The organism is Mesorhizobium bavaricum, assembly GCF_056781655.1.
On the sequence record NZ_CM165566.1, the window covers coordinates 385855 to 410948 of the forward strand.

Here is a 25094-nt window from a genome sequence, read left to right on the forward strand (position 1 = left end):
CCTATACATTCTCGATGACGATGCCGCTGATCTCATTGGCGACGTCCTCGAAGCGGTCAACCACTTTCTCCAACTGGCCATAGATCTCGCTGCCGATCAGGTAGGCCATGGGATCGCTGCGTCCATGCCGCTTGAAGAGGTCTTTCAGACCTTGTTCGTGCAGATCGTCTGCCCGGCTTTCGACGCGCATGACCTCTTCTGCGATGGCGTTGAGGCGCACCGCGTGCGCGCCGACCTTGCCGAGCAGCGGGATCGCCTCGGCGACCAGCTTGGCGGCGGCGACGATGACGCCGCCCATTTCCTGCATCAGCGGATCGAATTCCTTCTTCTCGAACAGCTTCACCGTCTTGACGGTCTTGTGCATCATGTCGATGGCGTCATCCATCGACTGGATCAGGTCCTTGATGTCACCGCGATCGAAAGGGGTGATGAAGGAGCGTCGCACCGCCAGCAGGACTTCCGCGGTGATATGGTCGGCCTCGTCTTCGAGATCGATGATTTTCTGACACCAGCGATCGATGTCCTTGCCCTGGAGAAGCTGCTCCAGCGCCTCGGCGCCGCCGACCACGGTGCGGGAATGTCGTTCGAACAGCTCGAAGAAGCGATCTTCGCGCGGCAAAAGCTTGCGGAACCAGCCCAGCATGGTCGACCTCCCGTTTCATCCACATAACGCCGCATTGCGTCGCAGGGAACAGCAAGCCGGCTGAAAGATGTGGATGCGACGCGATTGCGCATACCGCTTGCGGCGAAAGACGATTTCCCCGACCTTGCGCGGAACGCGCGGAAAGATGGCATGATCGACAAGCTGGAATTCTTCATCGCACTGGCCAAGGAAGAGCATTTCGGGCGGGCGGCCGACGTGTGCGGCGTCACCCAGCCGACACTGTCGGCCGGCATCAAGCAGCTCGAGGGCCAGCTCGGCGTGATGCTGGTGCTGCGCGGCTCACGCTTCCAGGGGCTGACGCCCGAAGGCAAGCAGGTATTGGTCTGGGCGCGCCGCATCGTCGGCGACACCCGCACCATGAGAGAAGAAATGCGGGCGGCGCGCCATGGCCTGTCCGGCCGCATCCGCATCGCCGCCATCCCGACGGCGCTGGCCATGCTGCCGCGCCTGACGACGCCGTTCCGCGAAAAGCACCCTGGCGTCACCTTCTCGGTGCTGTCGCGGACCTCGATCGAAGTGCTGTCCCTGCTCGGCAATTTCGACATCGATGCCGGCATCACCTATCTCGACAACGAGCCGCTGGGGCGGGTGACCAGCGTGCCGCTCTATGACGAGCGCTATCAGCTGATCACGGCCATGGGAAATCCCTATTCCGATCGCGACAAAGTGACATGGGCAGAGCTCAGCAGCCTGCCGCTTTGCCTGCTGACGCCGGACATGCAGAACCGCCGCATCATCGATCAGCACCTGGCCGAGGCCGGCGTACAGGTCCGGCCGACGCTCGAATCCAATTCGATGATCGTGCTGTTCTCGCACATCCGCACCGGCAAATGGTCATCGATCATGCCGCTCAACCTTGCGGAAACATTCGGCTTTTCCGAACCGATCCGGGCCATTCCGATCGTCGAGCCGGACGCCAGCCACACCGTTGGCCTGGTGGCGGCGCCGCGCGAACCACACACGCCGCTGGTCTCGGCGCTGCTGGACGAGGCGATGGCGCTGGCGGACGATTTCCACGCCCGCCGCTAGGCTAGACAATGGTGGCTGACCAAGTTTGATAGAAGATTTCTATCGAGTAACGAAACTGCTTTATTGATTCCGAGGGTTTCCTCTGATTTTGTAAAGACTTAGCGATAAAAAAGCTATCGACCAGGGAGGGCGCTGCATGACGATGCAGCCTGCAAGTACCGAGATCACGTCGCGCACGGCCGCGATCATCCAGGAGCTCAAAGGCCTTGAAGGCCCGCTGCTGCCGATCCTCCACGGCATCCAGGAAGAGTTCGGCCATGTGCCGCAGGTTGCACTGCCGGTCATCGCCGAAGCGCTGAACATCTCCAGGGCTGAAGTGCACGGCGTCGTCACCTTCTATCACGACTACCGCAGCCATCCGGCAGGTCGGCATGTGCTGAAGGTTTGCCAGGCAGAATCCTGCCAGTCGATGGGTTCTGACGCCATCGCTGCCAAACTGAAGCAGTTGCTGGGCATCGGCTTTCATGAGACGAGCCGCGACGGTTCGGTGACGCTGGAGCCGGTCTATTGTCTCGGCCTATGCGCCTGTTCGCCCGCCGCCATGCTCGACGGCGAGGTGATCGGACGGCTCGATGACCAAAAGCTCGACGAGATCGTTGCCGAGGTGCGCTCATGATCCCGCGTATCTACATTCCCGCCGACTCCGGCGCACTGGCGCTTGGCGCCGAAAAGGTCGCCAAGGCGATCGCCAGTGAACTGGCCGAGCGCGGCATCGAGGCCAAGATCGTGCGCAACGGTTCGCGCGGCGCTTATTTCCTCGAACCAATGGTCGAAGTTGCGACAGCCAACGGCCGCGTTGCCTATGGGCCGGTCAAGCCATCCGATGTCAAAAGCCTGTTCGACAGTGGCTTCCTCACCGGCGGCCCTCACAAGCGCTGGCTGGGCGCCCCCGACAAAATCCCCTTCCTGGCCAAGCAGACGCGGCTGACCTTCGCGCGCTGTGGCGTCACAGATCCGCTGTCGCTCGAATCCTACAAGAAACACGGCGGGTTGAATGGACTGACGAACGCGTTGGAATTGACGCCCGCCGCCATTGTTGCCCAGGTGACCGAATCCGGACTGCGCGGGCGCGGTGGCGCGGGCTTCCCGACCGGCATCAAGTGGAAGACGGTGCTCGATACCGTTGGCGACCGCAAATACATCGTCTGCAACGCCGACGAAGGCGACTCAGGCACCTTCGCCGACCGCATGATCATGGAGGGCGATCCCTTCGTGCTGATCGAAGGCATGACGATCGCCGGAATCGCCACCGGTGCGACCAAAGGCTTTGTCTATATCCGTTCGGAATATCCGCATGCGGTGGCGGTGATGAACAAGGCCGTCGACGTCGCCCGCAAGGCCGGGGTGCTTGGCGCCAGCGTGCTGGGGTCGTCCTACGCTTTCGACATGGAGATCCGGGTCGGCGCAGGCGCCTATGTCTGCGGCGAGGAGACGGCGCTGCTGGACTCGCTCGAAGGCAAGCGCGGCATGGTACGGGCAAAGCCACCGCTACCGGCTCACAAGGGGCTGTTCGGCAAGCCGACGGTGATCAACAACGTCATCTCGCTGGCCTCGGTGCCTGTGATCATGGACAAGGGTGCCGCCTTCTACAAGGATTTCGGCATGGGCCGCTCGCGCGGCACGATCCCGATCCAGATCGCCGGCAACGTCAAATATGCCGGCCTGTTCGAAGCGGCCTTCGGCATGACGCTGGGCGAGATCGTCGACGAGATCGGCGGCGGCACGGCGACGGGACGTCCGGTCAAGGCGGTGCAGGTCGGCGGACCGCTGGGGGCTTATTTCCCGCGCGCGCTGTTTGACACGCCATTCGATTATGAAGCCTTTGCGGCCAAGGACGGGCTGATCGGCCATGCCGGCATCGTGGTGTTCGACGACACTGCCGACATGCTGAAACAGGCCCGCTTCGCCATGGAGTTTTGCGCTATCGAAAGTTGCGGCAAGTGCACACCCTGCCGCATTGGCTCGACGCGTGGTGTCGAGACCATCGACAAGATCACTGCCGGCATTGAGCCGGAGAAGAACCTCGCTCTGGTCACCGACCTCTGCAACACGATGAAATTCGGCTCGCTTTGTGCGCTGGGCGGCTTCACGCCCTACCCTGTCATGAGCTCGATCACCCATTTCCCCGACGACTTCAAGCCTGCGCCCGTGCGCGTGGCTGCTGAATAGGAGCTGGCAGATGAACATCAAGGCCGACTTCCCGTCCCTCGTCGAAGAGATCGACTACGGAACCCCGCAATCGACGGCGCAGAAGCAGGTCACGCTGAGCGTCGACGGCCGCAGCATCACCGTACCGGAAGGCACCTCGATCATGCGTGCCGCGATGGAAGGCGGGGTCGAGATCCCGAAGCTTTGCGCCACCGACACGCTGGACTCTTTCGGTTCGTGTCGTATCTGCCTTGTCGAGATCGAAGGGCGCGGCGGCACGCCAGCGTCGTGTACGACACCTGTCGGCGAGGGTATGGTGGTGCGTACGCACTCCGATCGGCTCGACGCCATTCGCCGCGGCGTGATGGAACTTTACGTCTCCGATCATCCGACCGGCTGGAACGAGAAGGCCGGAACCGGTGCCAGCGAGTTCGACGCGGTGGCGATGTCGATCGGCTTGACCGAGAACCGCTACGGCATCGAGGGCCGCAACCACGTCAAGCAGGAAAACGGCGTAGCGCCCGGCCATGGCTCGCTGACGGTCGATTACATCGCGCGCGACGAATCCAATCCCTATTTCACCTATGACCCCACGCAATGCATCGTCTGCTCGCGCTGCGTGAGGGCCTGCGAAGAGGTGCAGGGCACCTTCGCGCTGACTATCGAAGGACGTGGTTTCGAATCCAGAGTTTCGGCGGGAATGCACGAAGCATTCATCGATTCGGAATGTGTGTCCTGCGGCGCCTGCGTGCAGGCCTGTCCGACCGATGCGTTGCGCGAGAAAGCGGTCCTTGCCAAGGGCCTGCCGGAGCGCTCGCTCGTCACCACCTGCGCTTATTGCGGCGTTGGCTGCTCGTTCAAGGCCGAAGTGAAGGATGACGAGGTCATTCGCATGATGCCCTACAAGGAGGGCAAGGCGAACCACGGTCATTCCTGTGTGAAGGGCCGTTTCGCTTATGGCTACGCCACCCACAAGGACCGCATCCTGTCGCCGATGATCCGGGAAAAGATCACCGATCCTTGGCGCGAGGTGACCTGGGAAGAGGCTATTTCCCACACGGCCCAGGAATTCCGCCGTATCCAGTATCAGTACGGCCGCACAGCGATTGGCGGCATCACCTCGTCGCGCTGCACCAACGAGGAAACCTACCTCGTCCAGAAAATGGTGCGGCAGGGCTTCCGCAACAACAATGTCGACACCTGCGCACGCGTCTGCCACTCGCCGACGGGCTACGGGCTCGGCCAGACCTATGGCACCTCGGCCGGCACGCAGGATTTCGACTCCGTCGACTACACCGACGTCGCCGTCATTATCGGCGCCAATCCCGTTTCTGCCCATCCGGTGTTCGCCTCGCGGCTGAAGAAACGGCTGCGTCAGGGCGCCAAGCTGATCGTACTCGATCCACGTCGCACCGAGATGGTCAAGTCGGCGCATGTTGAAGCGGATTATCACCTGCCGCTGAAGCCCGGCACCAATGTGGCTGTGCTGACCGCGCTGGCGCATGTGATCGTCACCGAAGGTCTTTTCAACGAAGCCTTCATCCGCGAACGCTGCGACTGGGCGGAGTTCCAGGATTGGGCATCGTTCGTCGCCTTGCCGGAAAACAGCCCCGAAACCGTCGGCAAGTTGTCTGGCGTCGATCCCGAGCTGATCCGCGGTGCGGCGCGCCTCTACGCTACCGGGGGCAACGGCGCGATCTATTACGGCCTCGGGGTGACGGAACACAGCCAGGGTTCGACCACGGTGATGGCGATCGCCAATCTCGCCATGGCCACCGGCAATATCGGCCGGCCAGGCGTCGGCGTGAACCCGCTGCGTGGCCAGAACAACGTGCAGGGGTCGTGCGACATGGGCTCCTTCCCGCACGAACTGCCCGGCTACCGCCATATCTCCGGCGAAGCCGTGCGTGACATCTATGAGAGCCTGTGGGGCGTGAAGCTGGACGACGAACCCGGCCTGCGCATTCCCAACATGCTGGATGCCGCGGTCGATGGCACTTTCAAGGGCATCTACATCCAGGGCGAGGACATTCTGCAGTCCGATCCCGACACCAAGCATGTCGCTGCCGGCCTGGCCGCGATGGAATGCGTCGTCGTGCATGACCTCTTCCTCAACGAGACGGCCAACTACGCACATGTCTTCCTGCCGGGCTCGACCTTCCTGGAGAAAGACGGCACCTTCACCAATGCAGAGCGTCGCATCAACATGGTGCGCAAGGTTCTGGAGCCGAAGGCGCGCTACGCCGACTGGGAAGCGACGCAGGAGCTTGCCCGCGCGATCGGTCTGGATTGGAACTACCAGCATCCCTCCGAGATCATGGACGAGATCGCGCAGACGACGCCGAGCTTCGCCGGCGTTTCCTTCGAGTTGCTCGACCGTGTCGGATCCGTGCAATGGCCCTGCAACGAGAAGGCACCGCTCGGCACCCCGATCATGCATGTCGATGGTTTCGTGCGCGGCAAGGGCAAGTTCATCCGCACCGAATATGTGGCGACGGACGAACGGACCGGGCCGCGCTTCCCGCTGCTGCTCACCACCGGCCGCATCCTGTCGCAGTACAATGTCGGCGCACAGACCAGACGCACCGACAACATCATGTGGCACAGCGAGGATCGGCTCGAAATCCATCCGCATGACGCCGAAAACCGTGGCATCCGCGACGGCGACTGGGTCCGGCTGACCAGCCGCTCGGGCGAGACGACGCTGCGCGCGCTGATCACCGACCGGGTGTCGCCCGGCGTGGTCTACACGACCTTCCATCATCCGGACACGCAGGCCAACGTGATCACGACCGACTTCTCCGACTGGGCGACCAACTGCCCGGAATACAAGGTGACGGCGGTGCAGGTCGGCGCTTCCAACGGGCCGTCGGAATGGCAGCGCGACTATGACGAGCAGGCGCGCAACAGCCGTCGCATCGCGAAGTTGGAAGCAGCGGAGTAGTCTTGAGCGAGCGCCGCAAAGCCACGACGCAGGTATCGCGGCTGGCGCGCCGCGCAGGCGGGACGACGGCTGCCAACCGGATGGTGCCGGAGGAGACGCCGGTGGCGTTCTCCTTCGCCGGCACCACGCATGCTGTGATGATGGCAAGTCCGGCCGATTTCGAGGATTTCGCGCTCGGCTTCTCGCTGACCGAGGGCATCATTGCCGACCGCCAGGAGATCGAGTCCATCGAGGTCGAGGACCATGGCGCCGGTATCGATATCCAGATCCGGCTGAAGGACAGCGCCAATACGCGCTTCGAAGCGCGGCGCCGGCGACTGGCCGGCCCGGTCGGCTGCGGATTGTGCGGTATCGAATCGATCGAGGAAGCGATGCGCTCGGTCGATGCCGTTGGTGCGTCAAACCTTACGCTTGATGGCGACGATATCGTCCGTTCCGTCAAGCTCCTTTCGAAAGTGCAGCCGTTGCACACGGAGACCGGAGCCGTGCACGCCGCCGGTTTCTATGTGCAGGGCAAGGGCATCGTCATGGCGCGCGAGGATGTCGGCCGCCACAATGCGCTTGACAAGCTGGCCGGCGCACTGGCCAAGGCCGGCATCGATGGCGCATCCGGTGCTGTCGTCGTCACATCGCGGGTGTCGGTCGAGATGGTGCAGAAGACGGCGGCGATTGGCTCGGCCTTCATCATCGCCGTCTCGGCGCCGACCGCACTGGCCATCCGCACGGCGCAAGAGGCCGGCATGACGTTGGTGGCGTTGGTGCGCGGCGATGATTTCGATGTTTTCACCCACCCCGACCGGGTGGTCCTGGGAGTTGCCAAGCATGTCGCATGACGAAGAACACATCATGAGCACGAGCGAGAAGCTGGTGCGCATGGCAAACCAGATCGCCGATTTCTTCCATTCCAAGCCGCGCGAGGAAGGCATCGCCGGCATCGCCGAGCATATCAACAAGTTCTGGGAGCCGAGGATGCGGCGGCAGCTGTTCGAGATGCTGGATGGCGGCACCGAGAACTTCAACGAGTTGGTGGTGGCCGCCTCCGCCAAAATCAGGCGACCGATCACGCCGGCTGAGGCCGACCTCAAACTCGGGCTCGAGGCCTCCCCGGCCGACGTCGCCGCCTCGCAAAAATAACCGCAGGCCAAGCCGGCTATATTTTCTATCGCTAAAGTTTGAACTGCCGCAGTCGGCGCTGCTCTGCTATGGTTGGCGATCAGAAATCGTCAGGCCGGGGCGGAAACCTCGTGAGGCCGATCGAGACCCGATATGCCCGTAGCGGCGATGTGCGGATCGCCTATCAGGTGGTCGGGCAGGGATCGCTCGACCTCGTCTTCGTGCCGGGCTTCATTTCCAATCTCGATCTGCACTGGGAAGACCAGGGCTACAGCCGGATGCTGAAGCGGCTTTCGGCGTTCTCGCGGCTGATCCTGTTTGACAAGCGTGGCACGGGTCTGTCCGACCGTGTCGACGCGCACCACCTGCCCAGCCTCGAAACGCGCATGGACGATGTGCGTGCGGTGATGGACGCCGCCGGCAGCGGCCGCGCGGCACTGCTTGGTGCCTCGGAAGGCGCGCCTATGGCGATGCTGTTCGCCGCCACCTATCCGGAACGGACGCGGGCGCTGGCGCTCTATGGCGGCTATGCGCGTTTCCACAAATGGGTGATGTCGCCCGAGCGCCTCGACGCCTTCATCGAGATGGCCGAGACGGCCTGGGGTACCGGTGCCACCCTGCCTCATTTCGCGCCGAGCCGGGTCGACGACGCACATTTCGCCCAGTGGTGGGCTCGTTTTGAACGATTGTCGGCGAGCCCGACGGCGGCGGCGGCACTGGCGCGCATGAACGCCGGGACCGATGTGCGCGGCGTGCTGGCCGCGATCAGCGCACCGACGCTGCTCATTCATCGCCACGGCGACGTCCGGGTCGACCCGGACGCCAGCCGCTTCCTGGCCAGGAAGATTCCCAATTCACGACTGGTCGAGATTCCCGGGCGCGACCACCCGATCTGGACTGGCGACGTCGACCGGGTGGCCGACCTGATCGAGGAATTCCTGACCGGCGAGCGTGCCGTGGCCGAGGTGGACCGCGTGCTGGCGGCACTCCTGGCGACACGCATCTACGACACGGCGCGGATGGGCGACCGCATGTGGAGCGAACGCAGCCAGCGCTTCCAGGAAACCTGGCGGCTGCTGGTCGGCCGCCATGGCGGCCGCGCGGTGGGTACGCATGGCGAGATGATGATCTCGCGCTTCGATGGGCCTGCGCGCGCCATACGCTGCGCGGCCGCGCTGCGCGAGGCGGCACAAGGCATTGGCGTGGCCAGCGCGCAGGGCGCGCATGTCGGCGAGATCGAACTGCGTGGGCCGCCGGTGGGGCTGACGACGCGGGTGACGATGCAGCTTGCCGCGCACGCCAGCCGCGGCGACATAATCGCTTCGCGGCTGGTGGCGGATCTCGCAACCGGCTCGGGCCTGCATTTCACCGACGCCGGCCGGGTCACGCTGGACGAGATGGACGAGCCGCTGGCGCTGGTGCGGGCGATGTCCGAACAGCATCTGGAGCCCGACTGCCGCGCCAGGACCCGAACGACCGAACCGGCCGTGCTGACGGCACGCGAAAGCGAAGTGGTGGGCCTGATTGCAGACGGCAAGAGCAATGCCGCGATTGCCGCCGAGCTCAGGCTGAGCGAGCACACGGTCAAGCGTCACGTCGCCAACATATTGCTCAAGCTCGACCTGCCTTCGCGAGCGGCGGCGGCGGCATTTTCCGCCCGGCACACTGGCCCGGACGGGCCATGAGAGCCATGGCGCTTTCGGGCGAAGCGGCGCGAGACATGCAGACGCTATCATTTCTCTCCATGCAGGCCGGGCGGATGCCGCCGGGAAAGGCGCTGCGAAGGAGGATGAAATGCTGAAGTCAAACCGGACACTCAAATCGCTGGTGATTGCGGCAGGCGCTGGAGCGTTGTTCGCTATCGCACCCGCAAAGGCCGAGGATGCGTCGGCAGCGGCGGCCTACAAGGACATCCAGGCAACGCTCGGCTCGGTGCCGGACATGTTCAAGACGTTGCCCGACGTGGCCGTCGCCGGCGCCTGGGCCGAGATCAAGGGCGTCCAGCTCAACCCGAAGACCGCGCTCGACGGCAAGACCAAGGAACTGTTGGGGCTCGCCGTCGCGGCACAGATCCCATGTCAATATTGCATCTATTTCCATACGGAGGCGGCCAGGCTCAACGGCGCCAGCGACGAGGAGATCAAGGAGGCGGTGGCGATGGCCGCGATCGTGCGCCACTGGTCGACGATGCTCAATGGTAGCCAGGTGGATCTCGCGACCTTCAAGAAGCAGACCGACGACGTGTTCGCGGCCGTCAAGGCGAAGTCGCAGTGAAGAAATCCCTGCGCGGCGATGAGCGCCGTGCAGCGCTTCTGACTATCAACCGCCCGATCGCGAGACGGGCATATGGAGGATAAGATGCTGACCAAGACACAGACCGTGGACGGCGCGGCGATCAAGAAGGCAATCGAAGGCCGTGATGGAAAGATGCTGTCGAGCTTCTATGCCGACGACGCTCTGGTGCGGGTGATCGACCGCAACAACCCACCGAGCAAGCCGCGCGAAATCCGCGGCCGCGCAGCGATCGCCACCTTCTGGGACGACATCTGCAGCCGGGCGATGACCCACAAGGTCGACACAACGATCGCTGATGGCGACAGCCTCGCCTTCACCCAGGCCTGCGCCTATCCGGACGGCACGAAAGTATTCGCCGCGGCGATGCTGGAGCTGAAGAACGGGCGGATCGCACGGCAGACCGTCGTGCAGGCCTGGGACGAATAGGTCAACCGCCGATAAATCAACTGTGGCTTGGGCCGCAAACCTGGAGGAGAAGAAGATGTTCAGCGCCAGATGGCAGATCGACGCCAAGTTCGGGCACAAGCAGACCGTGCTCGAACTGATGAAGAAATGGGAACGCGAGATCGGCTCGCAAGTCGGCATCGCCGACTTGGAATTCCAGATCATGACCGGATCGATCGGCGCGCGGGAGGCGACGGTCGAATCCCATCACAAGGTCGAAAGCCTGGCCCAGTTGGAGGCGTTCTTCGCCAAGATCGGCAAGATCGACGCGCACGCCAAATGGGGCAAGGACATGGAACCGTATGTCGTGTCAGGCACCAGCCTGTGGAACATCTACCGCATCGTGGAGTAGTGGTCTTCTCCCCGGCAGGCATATGAGGGGCGAAGCCAGCTTTGGAAGCGTCGCACTGCCCCTCATCCGGCCCTTCGGGCCACCATCTGCCCGTTCACGGGCAGATGGGAAGGCGCTACCCATGCGCCACCATCACATGGCGCACGGCGGTGTAGTCTTCCAGCGCGTAGAGCGACATGTCCTTGCCGTAACCGGACTGCTTCAACCCGCCATGCGGCATCTCGTTGGTCAGCATGAAATGGGTGTTGATCCAGGTGCAGCCATATTGCAGGCGGGCGGCCGTCGCCATGGCGCGCGACACGTCCTTGGTCCACACCGATGACGCCAGGCCATAATCGCTATCGTTGGCCCAGTTCACCGCCTCGTCGACCTCGGAAAAACGGGTGACGGAGACGACCGGGCCGAACACTTCGCGGCGCACGATCTCGTCTTCCTGCAGCGCACCGGCAACGACGGTCGGCTGGTAGTAGAAACCCGAGCCCTCACCCGGCTTGCCGCCGGTGGTGATCTCGATGTGCTTCAGTTCCGAGGCGCGCTCGACGAAGCTCGAGACACGGTCGCGCTGGCGGCGCGAGATCAGCGGCCCGATCTCGTTTTCGGTGTCGTCGGGGCGATTGTACTTGATGGTCGAGACAGCCGAGGAGAGATCGGCGACGAGCTTGTCGTAGATCTTCTTGCCGGCATAGATGCGGCAGGCGGCGGTGCAGTCCTGGCCGGCATTGTAGTAGCCGAAGGCGCGCAAGCCGTTGACCACCGCGCCGAGGTCGGCGTCGTCGAAAACGATGACCGGCGCCTTGCCGCCGAGTTCGAGATGCGTGCGCTTGACCGACTTGGCGGCTGCCTGCAGCACCTTCTTGCCGGTGGCGACGTCACCGGTGATCGAGATCATGTTGACCTTGGGATGGTTGATCAGCGTGTTGCCGACACTGTCACCTCTGCCGAGCACGACGTTGACCACGCCTTCGGGCAGGATTTCGGCTAGAATCCTGGCAAGCTTCAGCGCCGTCAGCGGTGTCTGCTCCGACGGCTTGAAGACCACGGTGTTGCCGCCAGCGATCGCCGGTGCCAGCTTCCAGGCCATCATCATCAGCGGATAGTTCCACGGCGCGATCGAGGCGACGATGCCGATGGCGTCGCGGCGCACCATCGAGGTGTGGCCGGGCAGATATTCGCCGGCAACCACGCCCGGCATGGAGCGGACCGCACCGGCAAAGAAGCGGTAGCAATCGACGATCGCCGGAATCTCGTCATTGAGCACCGCATTGATCGGCTTGCCGCAGTTGAGCGCCTCGAGCGTAGCGAATTCTTGTGCCTCGGCCTCGATGCGGTCGGCGATCTTCAGGAGATACCCAGAGCGCTGCGCAGGCGTGGTGCGCGACCAGGTGACGAACGCTTTCTCGGCCGCAAGCACCGCCGCCTCGATCTGCGCCGGACTGGCTTCGGGCAGGTTGAGGATGGTCGCCCCGGTCTTCGGATTGAGGATCGGCTCCTCGGTTTCGGTGCCCTTCTCGAACTTCGAGCCGATCAGCATCTGGGTGTCCATGGACATCTCTCCCTTATGAACTCTTGAATTTTATTTGCCCGAACCGGCGATCTGGTCGCCATCGCGGGTCAGGTAATAGGCAGCGAGGATCGGCAGCAGCGTCACCAGCACAACGACCATCGCGACGACATTGGTGACCGGGCGCTGGCGCGGCCGGATCAGCTCTTCCAGCATCCAGATCGGCAGCGTCTGCTGCTGGCCGGCGGTAAAGGTGGTGACGATGACCTCATCGAACGACAGCGCGAAGGCCAGCATGCCGCCGGCAAGCAGTGCGGTGGCGATGTTGGGCAGCACGACATGGCGGAAGGTCTGGAAACCGTCAGCGCCGAGGTCCATCGACGCCTCGATCATCGAACCCGAGGTGCGGCGGAAGCGGGCGACGGCGTTGTTGTAGACGACGACGACGCAGAAGGTGGCGTGACCGAGCACGATCGTCCAGAACGAGAACGGGATGTCGGCCAGCGAAAAGGCCGAGCGCAGTGCAATGCCTGTGATGATGCCAGGCAGCGCGATCGGCAGGATGACCAGCAGCGAGATGGTTTCGCGGCCGAAGAATTTGGTCCGCGAGACCGCCGCCGAACAGAGCGTGCCGAGGATCAGCGCGATTGCCGTCGAGATCGCGGCAACCCTGACCGACAGCGACAGCGCCTGCCAGACATCCGGCCGGTTCCAAGTAACGGCGAACCACTGCGTCGTCAGCCCGGGCGGCGGCCAGACGAAGCTCTTTTCCTCCGTCGTGAAGGCGTAGACGAAGATCAGCACGATCGGCAGATGCAGGAACAGCAGCCCGCAGGCAGAGGCGACCTTCAAGCCGAGCGGGGCGGACCGGGAACCATCAGAGCGCATCGAAAGCCCCCATGCGCTTGGCACCCCAGAGATAGAACCCCATAATGACGATCGGTACGACGGTGAAGGCGGCGGCGAGCGGGATGTTGCCGGCGGTGCCTTGCTGCGAATAGACCGCCTGGCCAATGAACAGGCGCGAGGTGCCGATGATCTGCGGAATGATGTAGTCACCGAGCGTCAGCGAGAAGGTGAAGATCGAACCGGCGACGATGCCCGGCAGCGCCAGCGGGAACAGCACGTTGCGAAAAGTCTGCCCCGGCGAAGCCCCCAGATCGGACGAGGCCTCGACCAGATTGCCGGGCACGCGCTCGAGGGCCGCCTGTACAGGCAGGATCATGAACGGCAGCCAGACATAGACGAAGACGATGAAGGTGCCGGTGAACGACACCGACAGCGAGTTGCCGCCGACGACCGGCAGCGACAGCCAGGCGTCTATCAGCCATTGCAGATGCAGCTTGCCGAACAGCCAGGTGAGGATGCCCTCCTTCGCCAGGATCAGCTTCCAGGCGTAGATCTTGACCAGATAACTCGACCACAGCGGCAGCATGATGCCGAGATAGAACAGCGCCTTCCAGCGGCCGCGCGCATAGCGCGCTGCGTAGTAGGCGATCGGAAAGGCGATGATCGCCGAGGCCAAAGTGACGAGGCCCGCCATCGTCACCGTGCGCAGGATGATGTCAAGATTGGCCGCCTGGAACAGGTCGCCGTAGGTCTTCAGCGTAAACTCACGGTTGATCAGCCCGGAGTACTCGTCGATGGAAAAAAAGCTCTGCGCCAGCAGCGCGAACAGCGAGCCGATATAGACGATGCCGAGCCATAACACCGGCGGCAGCAGCATCAGCAACAGCAAGACCTTGGGTCTGCGCCAAAACAGATCCGACAGCGCACCGCGCAGGCCGCCGCTGCCCGGCAGAATGGCGGGCGCCGTGGCGCGTGGCATGGCGGCGTCGAGGCTCATGCCGGCTCGTCCATCAGATGCAGGTGCTCGCGGTTGAAGGTGAGCACGACCGCCTCGCCTTCCCCAGGCAGGGCAGTGCCGGCCGGCACGATGGCGTGCAGCTTCAACCCGTCGGCATCGAGCGCCAGTCTTGTCGCGGCGCCGAGATAGTTGGTCGAGAGGAGGCGGGCGGAAACGCCTTCGCCACTTGCCGCGCGACCGACGCGAATGGATTCAGGGCGCAGACTGCCCCAGCGATGCTGGCCGGAATAGCGCTGGACGAAATCCGGCGGCAGCACGTTGGAGGAACCAACGAAATCGGCGACGAAGCGGGTCTTCGGCCGCTGGTAGATATCCTCCGGCGTGCCGATCTGCATGATCTTGCCGTCGTTGAAGACGGCGACGCGGTCGGCCATCGACAGCGCCTCGCCCTGGTCGTGGGTGACGAACACGAAGGTGATGCCGAGCGCCTTCTGCAGCGACTTCAGCTCCTCCTGCATGTTCTCGCGCAGTTTCAGATCGAGGGCGCCGAGCGGTTCGTCGAGCAGCAGCACCTTGGGCTGGTTGACCAGCGCGCGGGCGAGCGCGACGCGCTGGCGCTGGCCGCCGGAAAGCTGGCCGGGGCGGCGGGCGCCATAGCCGGGCAGCCGCACCAGCGAGAGCGCCTCTTCCGCCGCCTTGTGCCGTTCGGCCTTGCCGACGCCCTTGACCATCAGCCCGTAGGCGACGTTGTCGAGCACATTCAGGTGCGGGAACAGCGCATAGTCCTGGAACACAGTGTTGACGTTGCGGCGATAGGGCGGCACGCCCTCGGCGCGTTCGCCGAAGATCGCGATCGAGCCCGAGGTCGGCTGCTCGAAACCGGCGATGAGGCGCAGGCACGTGGTCTTGCCGGAACCCGACGGCCCGAGCATGGCGAAGAACTCGCCCGGCACGATTTCGAGATCGACCGCGTCGACGGCGCGAACGCTGCCGAAATGGCGCGAAACTTGTCGGAAGGAGACTGCTGATGTCATGGGCTGTCAGTCTTTTGCCGGTTCAGTTCTGTCGATCACCCTCGCCTGCAAATCAGGACTGGGATGATGAGTTCGCGCGCCAGCTCACCTCCCCCTCGGTGGGGGAGGTCGTGGCGAAGCCGCAGGTGAGGGTGATCGCAAAAGCTACCCTCACCCCGACGCTGCGCGTCAACCCTCCCCACAAGGGGGAGGTAAGGGCACTCACCGACCGCCGATGACGCCGATATAGTCCGACACCCAGCGGTAATAGGGCACGCACTGGTCGTTCTGGGTGGCGCATTTCGACACCGGCGTCTTCCAGAACTTGATCTTCTCGAAATTGTCGTAGCCGTTGGTCTTGCAGCCTTCGTCGGTCAACAGCTCGTTGCCCTTGCAGGCGGCGGGCACGACCGGCAGCGAACCGAACCAGGCCGAGACATCGCCCTGCACTTTCGGCGACAGCGAGTGCTCCAGCCACATGTAGGCGCAGTTCGGATTGGCGGAGTCGGCCTCCATCATGGTGGTGTCGGCCCAACCGGTGACGCCTTCTTCCGGCACGGTCGACGCGACCGGTTTCTTGGCGGCGACAAGCGCATTGACCTGATACGGCCAGGAGCCCGAGGCGACGACGCCCTCGTTCTGGAAATCATCGACCTGGATGGCGGCATCGTGCCAGTAGCGGCCGACCAGGGTGCGCTGGACGCGCAGCAGGTCGAGCGCGGCCTTGTACTGGTCCTCGTTCAGTTCATAGGGATCCTTGATGCCGAGTTCCGGCTTGTGGAACATCAGATAGTTGGCAGCGTCGGCGACGTGGATCGGGCCGTCATAGGCCTGGACGCGGCCCTTGTTGGACTTGCCGTCCGGCAGGTTCATTTCCTCGAAGACCACGTTCCAGCTCTTCGGCGCTTCCTTGAACACCTCGGTGTTGTACATCAGGATGTTCGGACCCCACTGATAGGGAACGCCGTAGTGGACGCCGCCGACGGTGAACCACGGGGCGTCCTTCAGGCGGTCGTCGACCGTCTTCCAGCTCGGGATGAGATCGGTGTTGATCGGCTGCACGCGCTTGCCGGCAACGAGGCGCAGCGACGCGTCGCCCGAAGCGGTGACGAGGTCGAAGCCGCCCTCGTTCATCAGCGAGACCATCTCGTCGGAGGTGTTGGCGGTCTTGACGTTGACCTTGCAGCCGGTCTCCTTCTCGAAGGAAGTCACCCAGTCATAGCCCTTGTCGGTTTCGCCGCGTTCGATGTAGCCCGGCCAGGCAACGATGTTGACCTGGCCTTCGCCCTTGCCAAGCTCCTTGACCTGGGCGACGGCCTGGCCGGAGAAGGTCAGCGCGACCGTCAAAGCTGTGCATGACTTCAGGAATGAATTCATCATCGATCTCCCATTTTGGCGCCTGACCCCGAAAGCCGGTTTCGGTCTTCGCTAGGGGTCACGCGCGGACTGAAAAACTGTCAGTTCGTCCGTTGGACGCATGTCGCTCTGCTGGCGACTTTGGTCCCTGAACCTGAAGGTGCTTTGAAAATTCCGGTTTCGCAAATTCATTTATCAGAAAGGCGATATCGGTTTTTCCGATAGATCGCCGGCTGACCCATCAGGGCCGCTGACGGACCGTCCGTTGCGACTGGGCAAGGCCGATGAAATCACGTGACGCCTGCGGCAGGCCGGAGCCGCGCCGCCACACCATTCCGACCTGGACCACCGGCAAGGAGCCGGAAATATCGCGCGATTCGATGCGGTCGCCTTCCAGCGACCAGGGCCGGTAGACGAGGTCGGGCAGCAACGCCACGCCGGCGCCGGTGGCGACGAGACTGCGCACCGCTTCCACGGAACGGGTGCGGAAGGCGACATGCGGCCTGGCGCCGATCGCCGCCAGAAGTTTTCCCGTGTTCTCCTCGATCTCGTCGACGGTGAGCATGATCAGCGGCTCGCCGGCGATGTCGCCAATGCCGATGATGTCGGCGCTGGCGAGCGGATGGCCAAGCGGCAGCCACAGGCGATAGGCCGAGACCTCGAGGATTTCCGACTGCAAGGCCGTGCGGTCGCGCAGGTTGGACGTCACCATCACCGCGATGTCGAGCTTGCCGCCGATCAAGAGATGTTCGAGGTAGTCGCCATTGTCCTCGATGGCAGAGACTTCGACGCCGGGATAGGCACGGCGGTAGCGGGCCAGCAGATCCGACAGCACATAGCCGGCGACCAGCGACGTGACGCCGAGTTGCAGCCGACCGCCGACTGCTGCCTGTTCGCCGGAGAAAGAGCGGCGTGCGTCGGAAACGTCGGCAAGGATTTTTGTCGCATGGCGCAGGAACTGGTGGCCCTTGTGGGTGATGTTCAGGCCACGCGGGTGGCGCTCGAACAATTCGACGCCGAGATCGCTTTCGAGCTCCTTGATCGCTTCGGTGACCGACGACTGCGAGATCGAGAGGTTCTGCGCAGCGCCCGACACCGTGCCTTGCTCGGCCACGGCGATGAAGAACTGCAACTGGCGGATGGTGAAGGCCATGGCCGGACTAAACACCGGCGCGCAAGGGAAGGAAAGCCGACGCCAGAGCTTATTCCGTGACTGGCGACCGGTGCCGCATTTCCGCAAGCGTGAAACGATGAAGCGAACTAGAATCCGGCTTCGCCGCCGGCGATGCTGAGCCGCGCGCCGGCTTGCGCAAGGGCGGCGGCAACGTCGCGCGATGGCGACCGGTCTGTGGCGAGTTCGGAAAAACCGTCGAAGCCGCAGACCTGGACCAGGCCCAGGCGGCCGAACTTGCTGTGATCGGTGATGACGAGCGAACGCTGGCCGCGTGACAGCACCATGCGGGCGAACTCGGCCTCTTCCAGATCGTAGTCCATGACGCCCATCACCGCATCGACGGCGCCGGTGGAAATGATGGCATGGCTGACCGAGAAACGGCTGACGAAGTCTATGGCCGAGGCGCCGAAGGCTGCGCCTGAATCGCTGCGCAATTCGCCGCCGGCCATGTAGACCTTGTTGCCATTGACCGTGGCCAGTGTGCGGGCGATGTCCGACGAGTTGGTGACGACCGTCAGGCGGCGGTGGCCGAGTAGCTCACGGGCGAGGAACGAGGTCGTCGTGCCGGTATCGAGCATGATCGATTCACCGTCGCGAATGGTGGCGGCGACCATGCGGGCAATGACGCGCTTGGCATCGGCATTGTCGCGCATGCGCCGTTCGAACGGCGCTTCGCCGATCATTGACGGCAGGCCGATGGCGCCATGCATCTTGAGGACCGAGCCATCACCGGTGAGCGGCTTGACGTCACGGCGCACGGTCTCGAGTGAAACGCCCAGCCGGTCGGCCAGACTGGCGATGGTGACAGTCCCCTCTTCCTGCAGCAGCCGCAGGATCTCGCCGTGCCGTTTCGAATGGGTCATTTGGTTTCCTCGATTTAGCCCTTTTGACCGATTCTAAGGTAATTCAATTGCTTTTAAAGGAACTGGCCGTGCTTTCGGGCAAAATACCCAAAAAAAGTCACATCTTTTTGTTGACAGCCGAGCAACCTTGGCGTGAAATCAAAATCGCAACAGGGGTTCGGAGCTGCAACGGGAGGGTGATGGCAGAGCCGCAACTCACTGACCAGGCGGTCTGGAACGTGCCTGGTGCAAGGAATTTTCAGATCCGCGGGGGCGGATGGCGGGGTCAAAAACCTGGCCAAGGGGCTCGTCGGTGCGGTGCGGGATACCAATCCTGGCGTCCCGCACCGACGAGATTTTTTGTGTTTCTCCCCGCTGTCGTCGCGCTGTCCTTGGCGCCTTTTCGAAGCCCAGCAGACCAGGAATGATTCCATGACCGCCGAGGATAGCATCCGCGCCCTGCCCTGCTGGACCGGCGGCATCGAGATCGCACCGCTGCCCGGCGGTCTCAGCAATGCCAATTATGTGGTCGAGGACGCGGCCGGAAAGCACGTCGTGCGCTTCGGCAAGGACTATCCGTTCCATCACGTCTTTCGCGAGCGCGAGGTGATGACCGCGCGGGCGGCACATGCCGCCGGTTTCGCGCCAGCCGTCCTCCATGCCGAACCGGGCATCCTGGTGACTGAGTTCCTTGGCGCCAAAACCTATCTCGCCGAGGACGTGCGCGCCAATCTTGGCCGCGTCGCAGCCCTGATGCGCGGCTTCCACCGGGAGATGCCCAATCACGTCTCTGGCGCCGGCTTCATGTTCTGGGTGTTCCATGTCATTCGCGATTATGCGCGCACGCTTGAGGAGGGCGACAGCCGCAAGCGCAGCGAATTGCCCCGCCTCCTGGCGCTGGCCGACGAGTTGGAGCGCGCGCAGAAATTGCTGCCCATCGTCTTTGGTCACAATGATCTATTGCCGGCCAATATTCTCGACGACGGCAGCAGGCTGTGGCTGATCGACTTCGAGTATGCCGGCTTCAACACGGCGATGTTCGACCTCGCCGGCGTCGCCTCTAATGCCGGCATGAGCGACGAGGAATCCTTCGCCTTCCTGACCGCCTATTTCATGAAGGAGCCGGATGGAGCGATCCGCCGCTCGCATGCCGCCATGCAGTGCGCCTCGCTGCTGCGCGAGGCGATGTGGAGCATGGTGTCCGAACTCTACCTCGACGCGCCCGGCATCGACTATGTCGCCTACACCGAGGAAAACCTGACGCGGCTCGATGCGGCGCTGGAAAACTACAGAACAAAATACGGGATACATAAATCATGACATTGCCCAGCCAGGCCGCCATCGTCGTCATCGGTGGCGGCATCATCGGCTGTTCGACGGCCTATCACCTGGCGCGCGACCATAAGGCCGACGTGGTGCTGCTCGAACAGGGCAAGCTGACCTCGGGCTCGACCTGGCACGCCGCCGGCCTTGTGGGCCAGTTGCGCTCATCCGCCTCGATCACCCGCGTGCTCAAATACTCCGTCGACCTCTACAAGGGGCTGGAGGCCGAAACCGGCCTTGCCACCGGCTGGAAGATGACCGGCTGCCTGCGGCTCGCCACCAATGCCGACCGCTGGACCGAATATAGGAGGCTGGCGACGACGGCAAAAAGTTTCGGCATGGACATGCAATTGCTGTCGGCGGCGGAGGTCAAGGCGATGTGGCCGCTGCTGGAAACCGGCGATCTCGTCGGCGCTTCCTGGCTGCCTACCGATGGCCAGGCGAGCCCTTCGGACATCACGCAGTCGCTGGCCAAGGGTGCGCGCATGCATGGCGCCAAACTGTTCGAGGATGTGCGCGTCACCGGCTTCGAGATGAAGGCTGGCCGCATCACGGTGGTGAAGACCAGCAAGGGCGACATCGCGTGCGACAAGGTGGTCAACTGCGCCGGGCAATGGGCGCGGCAGGTTGGCGCAATGGCCAGCATCAACGTGCCGCTGCAGCCGGTTAAACACCAGTACATCATCACCGAGAAGATCGACGGACTGGCGACCGATGCGCCGACCATCCGCGACCCGGACCGGCGCACCTATTTCAAGGAAGAGGTCGGCGGACTGGTGATGGGCGGCTATGAGCCGAACCCGCAGGCGTGGACGACCGGCGATGTGCCCGACGATTGGGAGTTCCGGCTGTTCGACGACGACTACGACCATTTCGAGCAGCACATGCGCCAAGCGATGGCGCGCGTGCCGGCGCTGGAAACCGTCGGCGTCAAGCAGATGATCAACGGGCCGGAGAGCTTTACGCCGGATGGCAATTTCATCCTTGGCGCAGCACCCGAATGCGCCAACATGTTCGTCGGCGCCGGCTTCAACGCCTTCGGCATCGCGTCGGGTGGCGGCGCCGGCTGGGTGCTGGCGCAGTGGGTGGTCGACGGCGAAGCGCCGCTCGACCTATGGGTCGTCGACATCAGGCGTTTCTCCAACCTGCACCGCGATCGGCAGTGGGTCTGCGACCGCACGCTGGAAGCCTATGGCAAGCACTATACGATCGGCTTCCCGCATGAGGAGTACGCCAGCGGACGACCCCACATCGTCTCGCCACTCTACGATCGGCTGAAACAGCAGCGCGCCGTGTTCGGCTCGAAGCTCGGCTGGGAACGGCCGAACTGGTTCGCGCCAGAAGGCATCGAGCCGCGGGACGTCTATTCGATGGGGCGCCAGAACTGGTTCGCAGCTGTCGGCGACGAGCACCGGCATGTGCGCGAAAAGGTCGGCATCTTCGACCAATCCTCCTTCGCCAAATATGAGCTGAGCGGACCTGACGCGCTGAAGGCGCTGGACTGGATCTGCGCCAACGATGTCAACAAGCCGGTCGGCCGGCTGACCTACACGCAGCTTCTCAACACGCGCGGCGGCATCGAGGCCGATCTGACCGTGGCGCGGCTGGCCGAGGAGATGTTCTACATCGTCACCGGCACCGGGTTCCGCACGCATGACCTGTCTTGGATCGGCGACCATATCGGCAAAGGGCTCAAGGCCACGCTTGTCGATGTCACCGAGGATTTCGGCACGCTGTCGCTGATGGGGCCTAGGGCGCGCGACGTGCTTTCAGCCGTGACCGACGCCGATGTGTCCAATGCCGGCTTCCCGTTCGGCCATGTGCGCGAGATTACCATCGCCGGCCGCACAGTGCGGGCGCTGCGCGTCACCTATGTCGGCGAACTCGGCTGGGAATTGCATGTGCCGATCGCGGCGACAGGGGAAGTCTTCGATGCACTGATGGCTGCTGGCTACAAGCACAGTATCCGCCCGGTTGGCTATCGCGCCTTGGAATCGTTGCGGCTGGAAAAGGGTTATCGCGCCTGGGGCTCCGACATCACGCCCAACGACACGCCGCAGGAAGCCGGCTTGGGCTGGGCGGTCAAGCTGCGCAAGAACACCGATTTCGTTGGACGGCGTGCGCTTGAGACGATCAGCGGCGCGGCATTGAAGAAGCGCTTTGCCGGCTTCACGGTCGATGATCCGGAGATCGTGCTGCTTGGCCGCGAGACCATCCTGCGCAACGGCGAGCCGGTCGGCTATCTGACCAGCGGCGGCTATGGCTACACGGTGGGCAGCAACATCGGCTACGGCTACGTGCGCAACGTCGACGGCGTGAGCGACGATTTTCTCGCCTCGGGCGACTATGAGCTGGTTGTGGCGATGGAGCGGTCGCCGGCCAAGATCCATCTCGAGTCGATGTACGACCCGGCCGCCGCCAAGGTCAAAGCGTAGATCAGGTGACGCGTAAAGCGAGACCGCGGCTGGGCACGGTGTCGGCCTCGCCCGGCATGGAGACGTAAGGACGCGTTTCCTCGACGGACGTGACAAGACCTTGCGCCTCGAGTGCGGCGATGCGCGCGGCAAAACCGGCATCCCACAGCGTGTTCTTGACCGTCAGCACGATGATGCCGCCCGGCCGGCAGATACGGATCAGCTCGTCCAGCCCCTCAGCGCCGACATGGCCGGAGGTGAAGACGCCGGCCGAAATGATGCCGGCATAGGCATCGTCGGCAAAGGGCAACTTGCCGCCGAGCGCCAGGCAATGAAGCGCCGAATAGACCCCTTTGTGGGCCGCCTGGGCGAGCATGCCTTCCGAGATATCTAGCGCCTCGATCTGGGGATAGCCGGCAATGGTCAACCATTCGCCGATGAGCCCGGTGCCCGCGCCAGCATCAAGCAGCGGTGCGGCACCGCGCGGCAGATGGCGAGCCAGCAAGGCAAGGCAGATCGTCGGATGGCGATAACCGGCGGCCGACATATCGGCGTCATAAGTCTGCGCCCAGCGATCATAGAGTGCCGCGACGTCCTCTGGCCGCTTCGCCGCGTAAGCCTCGGCGAGCGGGCCCTGATGTTTCTTGTCCGCCACTTTTATCCTGTCCACCAATCGGTCTCGTATCGGATGATAGCCAAAGCACGAAAATTGTGGAACCGTCGCTGCGACAAATAACAGCGTGTGGGGACGCAGGTATGGTGACCGACGAGGTGCGTGAAACGCTTTCCGCCATTCCCACGCTGGCCGGCTACACCGGGCCGCTGGAGCGGCTCGGCGGCCTCACCAATCTGGTTTTCAAGGCTGGCGAGTTCTGCCTGCGCATCCCAGGCAAGGGCACCGAGGAATACATCAACCGCGCCAACGAAGCGGTGGCGGCGCGCGAAGCGGCAAAGGCGGGGGTCAGTCCCGAGGTTCTGTATGTCGATCCCGGTTCCGGGATCATGGTAACGCGCTTCATCGTCGGCGCCGAGACGATGTCGCCGGAAAAATTCAAGGTTCGGCCGGGCAGCCCGGCGCGCGCCGGCGAGGCCTTTCATAAGCTGCACAACTCAGGCGCGGTGTTTCCCTTCCGTTTCGAACTGTTTGCGATGATCGACGATTATCTCAAGGTGCTGTCGACCAAGGATGTCGCCCTGCCGGCCGGCTATCATGACGTGGTGCGCGAAGCCGAGAGCGTGCGGTCGGCACTTGCCGCCCATCCCCTGCCCCTCGCCGCCTGTCACTGCGATCCGCTGTGCGAAAACTTTCTCGATGCCGGCGACAGGATGTGGATCGTCGACTGGGAATATTCGGGCATGAACGATCCGCTCTGGGACCTTGGCGACCTCAGCGTGGAAGGCAAATTCGACACGGCGCAGGACGAAGAGATGATGCATGCCTATTTCGGCGGCGAGGCGAGGCCGGCGGAGCGCGGCCGCATCGTCATCTACAAGGCGATGTGCGACCTGCTATGGACGCTGTGGGGGCTGATCCAGCTCGCCAACAACAACCCGGTCGACGATTTCCGCGCCTATGCCGACGGCCGGTTCGTCCGCTGCAAGGCACTGATGGAGACGCCGGAGTTTTCGCGGCATCTGGCGGCGGTGCGCCGGGGTTAGGCGCCAGAAACCTGGATCCTAATTGACGCCCTTCGGCACGTTTTCCGGCGGCACCGCGGTGTCGACCACTTTCTGGCGGTGGAAGATGAACAGCCCGGCGAGAACGACGATGCCCGAGCCGATCAGGATGCGCGGGCCTGGAACGTCGCCAAAGAACACCAGTCCGAACACCACCGCCCACAAGAGCAGCGTGTAGTGCAACGGCGCCAGTGTCGAGGCCGGCGCCAGCTTGAGCGCCCTGGTGATCATCAGATGCGCGCCGCAAGAGACGATGCCGAGCAGCAGCATGGCGCCGAAATCGAGCGCCGACGGGGTCTGCCAGGCGCCGATGGTCAGCACACCGCCGACCACCATCGTGCCTATGGTCTGCCAGGTCACCAGATTGGTGTCGCTGGTGCCGCGCAGCCGCCGGTTGAGGATGATGGCGAAGGCGAAGGCAATGCTGCCGGCGAGCGCGAAGCTCGATGACAGCGAGAACGCCGCCGAAGATGGTTTCAGCATGATCACCACGCCGCAGAAGCCGAGCAGGATCGCCACCCAGCGGCGCCAGCCCACCTTTTCGCCAAGCAGCAAATGCGACAGTGCCGCGACATAGATCGGTCCGGCCATGTAGAAGCTCATCACGTCGGCAAGCGGCAGGTAGACGACGGCGGCGTAGAACAACGCGGTGTCGAGCGTGGTCATCACCACGCGCAGCAGCTGCAGTTCGAGGCGTTCCATGCGAAACAGCTTGGCCGTGCCCTGATGAGCGATCATCGGGCCAAGCACGAAAAAGGCGCCGATGGATCGGATCAGCACCACCTGGCCAACGGAGAAGCTGGCGACCAGCCACTTGCCCATCGCGTCGTTCAGGGCAAACAGGAAGTCGCCGGCCAGCATCAGCAGAATGCCGGCCAGAAGCACGTTCCTGATGGTCGAATTCTGCGCCACGGGCTGCGTCATGCCGATCCCGATTCCTCCCTGCGTAGCCGCGTCGTAGACGGAAGCGGCTGCTTTGACGAGGAGAAATCCGGAAA

At 63.5% G+C, this 25094-nt stretch carries 23 protein-coding genes; 13 read left to right on the plus strand and 10 right to left on the minus strand.

What is annotated here, in order from left to right; translation table 11 throughout:
- Position 1 precedes the first annotated feature (1 nt).
- Complete coding sequence (locus tag AC1RZR_RS01905) at positions 2–643, minus strand: DUF47 family protein (RefSeq protein WP_477272504.1); 642 nt, start codon at positions 641–643, stop codon at positions 2–4.
- Positions 644–793: 150 nt separating this feature from the next.
- Between AC1RZR_RS01905 and AC1RZR_RS01910 the strand changes: the two genes are divergently transcribed.
- From AC1RZR_RS01910 to AC1RZR_RS01955, 10 genes are all read left to right on the plus strand, one after another.
- On the plus strand, positions 794–1693 hold the full coding sequence (locus tag AC1RZR_RS01910; protein ID WP_379101616.1) for a LysR family transcriptional regulator: 900 nt from the start codon (positions 794–796) through the stop codon (positions 1691–1693).
- Positions 1694–1829: 136 nt separating this feature from the next.
- Positions 1830–2309, plus strand: a complete 480-nt coding sequence (locus tag AC1RZR_RS01915; protein WP_477272501.1) for a formate dehydrogenase subunit gamma — start codon at positions 1830–1832, stop codon at positions 2307–2309.
- Entirely contained in the window at positions 2306–3862 is a 1557-nt protein-coding gene (locus AC1RZR_RS01920) for a formate dehydrogenase beta subunit (protein WP_481827477.1), read from the plus strand. The genes AC1RZR_RS01915 and AC1RZR_RS01920 overlap by 4 nt, the downstream gene beginning before the upstream one ends.
- 10 nt (positions 3863–3872) lie before the next feature.
- Positions 3873–6785 carry a formate dehydrogenase subunit alpha gene (gene fdhF / locus AC1RZR_RS01925; protein ID WP_477272497.1) on the plus strand — a complete coding sequence of 971 codons (2913 nt, stop codon included), beginning with the start codon at positions 3873–3875 and terminating at the stop codon, positions 6783–6785.
- A gap of 2 nt (positions 6786–6787) precedes the next feature.
- Positions 6788–7618: a formate dehydrogenase accessory sulfurtransferase FdhD gene (gene fdhD / locus AC1RZR_RS01930; RefSeq protein WP_477272495.1), complete on the plus strand. Its 831-nt coding sequence runs from the start codon at positions 6788–6790 to the stop codon at positions 7616–7618.
- Positions 7608–7919, plus strand: a complete 312-nt coding sequence (locus tag AC1RZR_RS01935; protein WP_477272493.1) for a formate dehydrogenase subunit delta — start codon at positions 7608–7610, stop codon at positions 7917–7919. The genes fdhD and AC1RZR_RS01935 overlap by 11 nt, the downstream gene beginning before the upstream one ends.
- A gap of 110 nt (positions 7920–8029) precedes the next feature.
- Positions 8030–9583 carry an alpha/beta fold hydrolase gene (locus AC1RZR_RS01940; RefSeq protein WP_481827478.1) on the plus strand — a complete coding sequence of 518 codons (1554 nt, stop codon included), beginning with the start codon at positions 8030–8032 and terminating at the stop codon, positions 9581–9583.
- A 109-nt stretch (positions 9584–9692) separates the two neighbouring features.
- Positions 9693–10172, plus strand: coding sequence for a carboxymuconolactone decarboxylase family protein (locus tag AC1RZR_RS01945; RefSeq protein WP_477272489.1), 480 nt, complete (start codon positions 9693–9695; stop codon positions 10170–10172).
- 84 nt (positions 10173–10256) lie between these two features.
- Positions 10257–10619: a nuclear transport factor 2 family protein gene (locus tag AC1RZR_RS01950; protein WP_477272487.1), complete on the plus strand. Its 363-nt coding sequence runs from the start codon at positions 10257–10259 to the stop codon at positions 10617–10619.
- 55 nt (positions 10620–10674) lie between these two features.
- Positions 10675–10989, plus strand: coding sequence for a hypothetical protein (locus AC1RZR_RS01955; protein WP_477272485.1), 315 nt, complete (start codon positions 10675–10677; stop codon positions 10987–10989).
- 115 nt (positions 10990–11104) lie between these two features.
- Here the strand turns inward: AC1RZR_RS01955 and AC1RZR_RS01960 are convergent, their stop codons facing one another.
- From AC1RZR_RS01960 to AC1RZR_RS01990, 7 genes are all read right to left on the minus strand, one after another.
- The gene (locus AC1RZR_RS01960) at positions 11105–12532 is read right to left on the minus strand and encodes a gamma-aminobutyraldehyde dehydrogenase (RefSeq protein ID WP_481827479.1); all 1428 of its coding nucleotides are present in this window, start codon (positions 12530–12532) and stop codon (positions 11105–11107) included.
- Positions 12533–12562: 30 nt separating this feature from the next.
- Positions 12563–13378 carry an ABC transporter permease gene (locus AC1RZR_RS01965; protein WP_477272481.1) on the minus strand — a complete coding sequence of 272 codons (816 nt, stop codon included), beginning with the start codon at positions 13376–13378 and terminating at the stop codon, positions 12563–12565.
- Entirely contained in the window at positions 13368–14336 is a 969-nt protein-coding gene (locus tag AC1RZR_RS01970) for an ABC transporter permease (protein WP_477272479.1), read from the minus strand. The genes AC1RZR_RS01965 and AC1RZR_RS01970 overlap by 11 nt, the downstream gene beginning before the upstream one ends.
- Positions 14333–15331 (minus strand): ABC transporter ATP-binding protein, encoded by a 999-nt coding sequence (locus tag AC1RZR_RS01975; RefSeq protein ID WP_481827480.1) that lies wholly within the window; start codon positions 15329–15331, stop codon positions 14333–14335. The genes AC1RZR_RS01970 and AC1RZR_RS01975 overlap by 4 nt, the downstream gene beginning before the upstream one ends.
- Positions 15332–15532: 201 nt before the next feature.
- Positions 15533–16687 (minus strand): ABC transporter substrate-binding protein, encoded by a 1155-nt coding sequence (locus AC1RZR_RS01980; protein WP_477272475.1) that lies wholly within the window; start codon positions 16685–16687, stop codon positions 15533–15535.
- Positions 16688–16907: 220 nt separating this feature from the next.
- Complete coding sequence (locus AC1RZR_RS01985) at positions 16908–17819, minus strand: LysR family transcriptional regulator (RefSeq protein ID WP_477272473.1); 912 nt, start codon at positions 17817–17819, stop codon at positions 16908–16910.
- 107 nt (positions 17820–17926) lie between these two features.
- Positions 17927–18703 carry a DeoR/GlpR family DNA-binding transcription regulator gene (locus AC1RZR_RS01990; protein WP_477272471.1) on the minus strand — a complete coding sequence of 259 codons (777 nt, stop codon included), beginning with the start codon at positions 18701–18703 and terminating at the stop codon, positions 17927–17929.
- Between the two features lie 411 nt (positions 18704–19114).
- On the opposite strand from AC1RZR_RS01990, the gene AC1RZR_RS01995 reads away from it, so the two are divergent.
- Positions 19115–20002: a phosphotransferase gene (locus AC1RZR_RS01995; protein WP_481827481.1), complete on the plus strand. Its 888-nt coding sequence runs from the start codon at positions 19115–19117 to the stop codon at positions 20000–20002.
- Positions 19999–22440, plus strand: coding sequence for a GcvT family protein (locus tag AC1RZR_RS02000; RefSeq protein WP_481827482.1), 2442 nt, complete (start codon positions 19999–20001; stop codon positions 22438–22440). Before AC1RZR_RS01995 ends, AC1RZR_RS02000 begins: the two co-directional genes overlap by 4 nt.
- A 1-nt stretch (position 22441) precedes the next feature.
- On the opposite strand, the gene AC1RZR_RS02005 is transcribed toward AC1RZR_RS02000, so the two are convergent.
- Entirely contained in the window at positions 22442–23074 is a 633-nt protein-coding gene (locus AC1RZR_RS02005) for a class I SAM-dependent DNA methyltransferase (protein ID WP_477272465.1), read from the minus strand.
- 101 nt (positions 23075–23175) lie between these two features.
- Here AC1RZR_RS02005 and AC1RZR_RS02010 point away from each other — a divergent pair, with 101 nt between their 5' ends.
- Positions 23176–24078 (plus strand): phosphotransferase, encoded by a 903-nt coding sequence (locus AC1RZR_RS02010; protein WP_481827483.1) that lies wholly within the window; start codon positions 23176–23178, stop codon positions 24076–24078.
- 18 nt (positions 24079–24096) lie between these two features.
- Here AC1RZR_RS02010 and AC1RZR_RS02015 read toward each other — a convergent pair whose 3' ends face one another.
- The gene (locus AC1RZR_RS02015) at positions 24097–25020 is read right to left on the minus strand and encodes a DMT family transporter (RefSeq protein WP_481827484.1); all 924 of its coding nucleotides are present in this window, start codon (positions 25018–25020) and stop codon (positions 24097–24099) included.
- Positions 25021–25094: the final 74 nt, after the last annotated feature.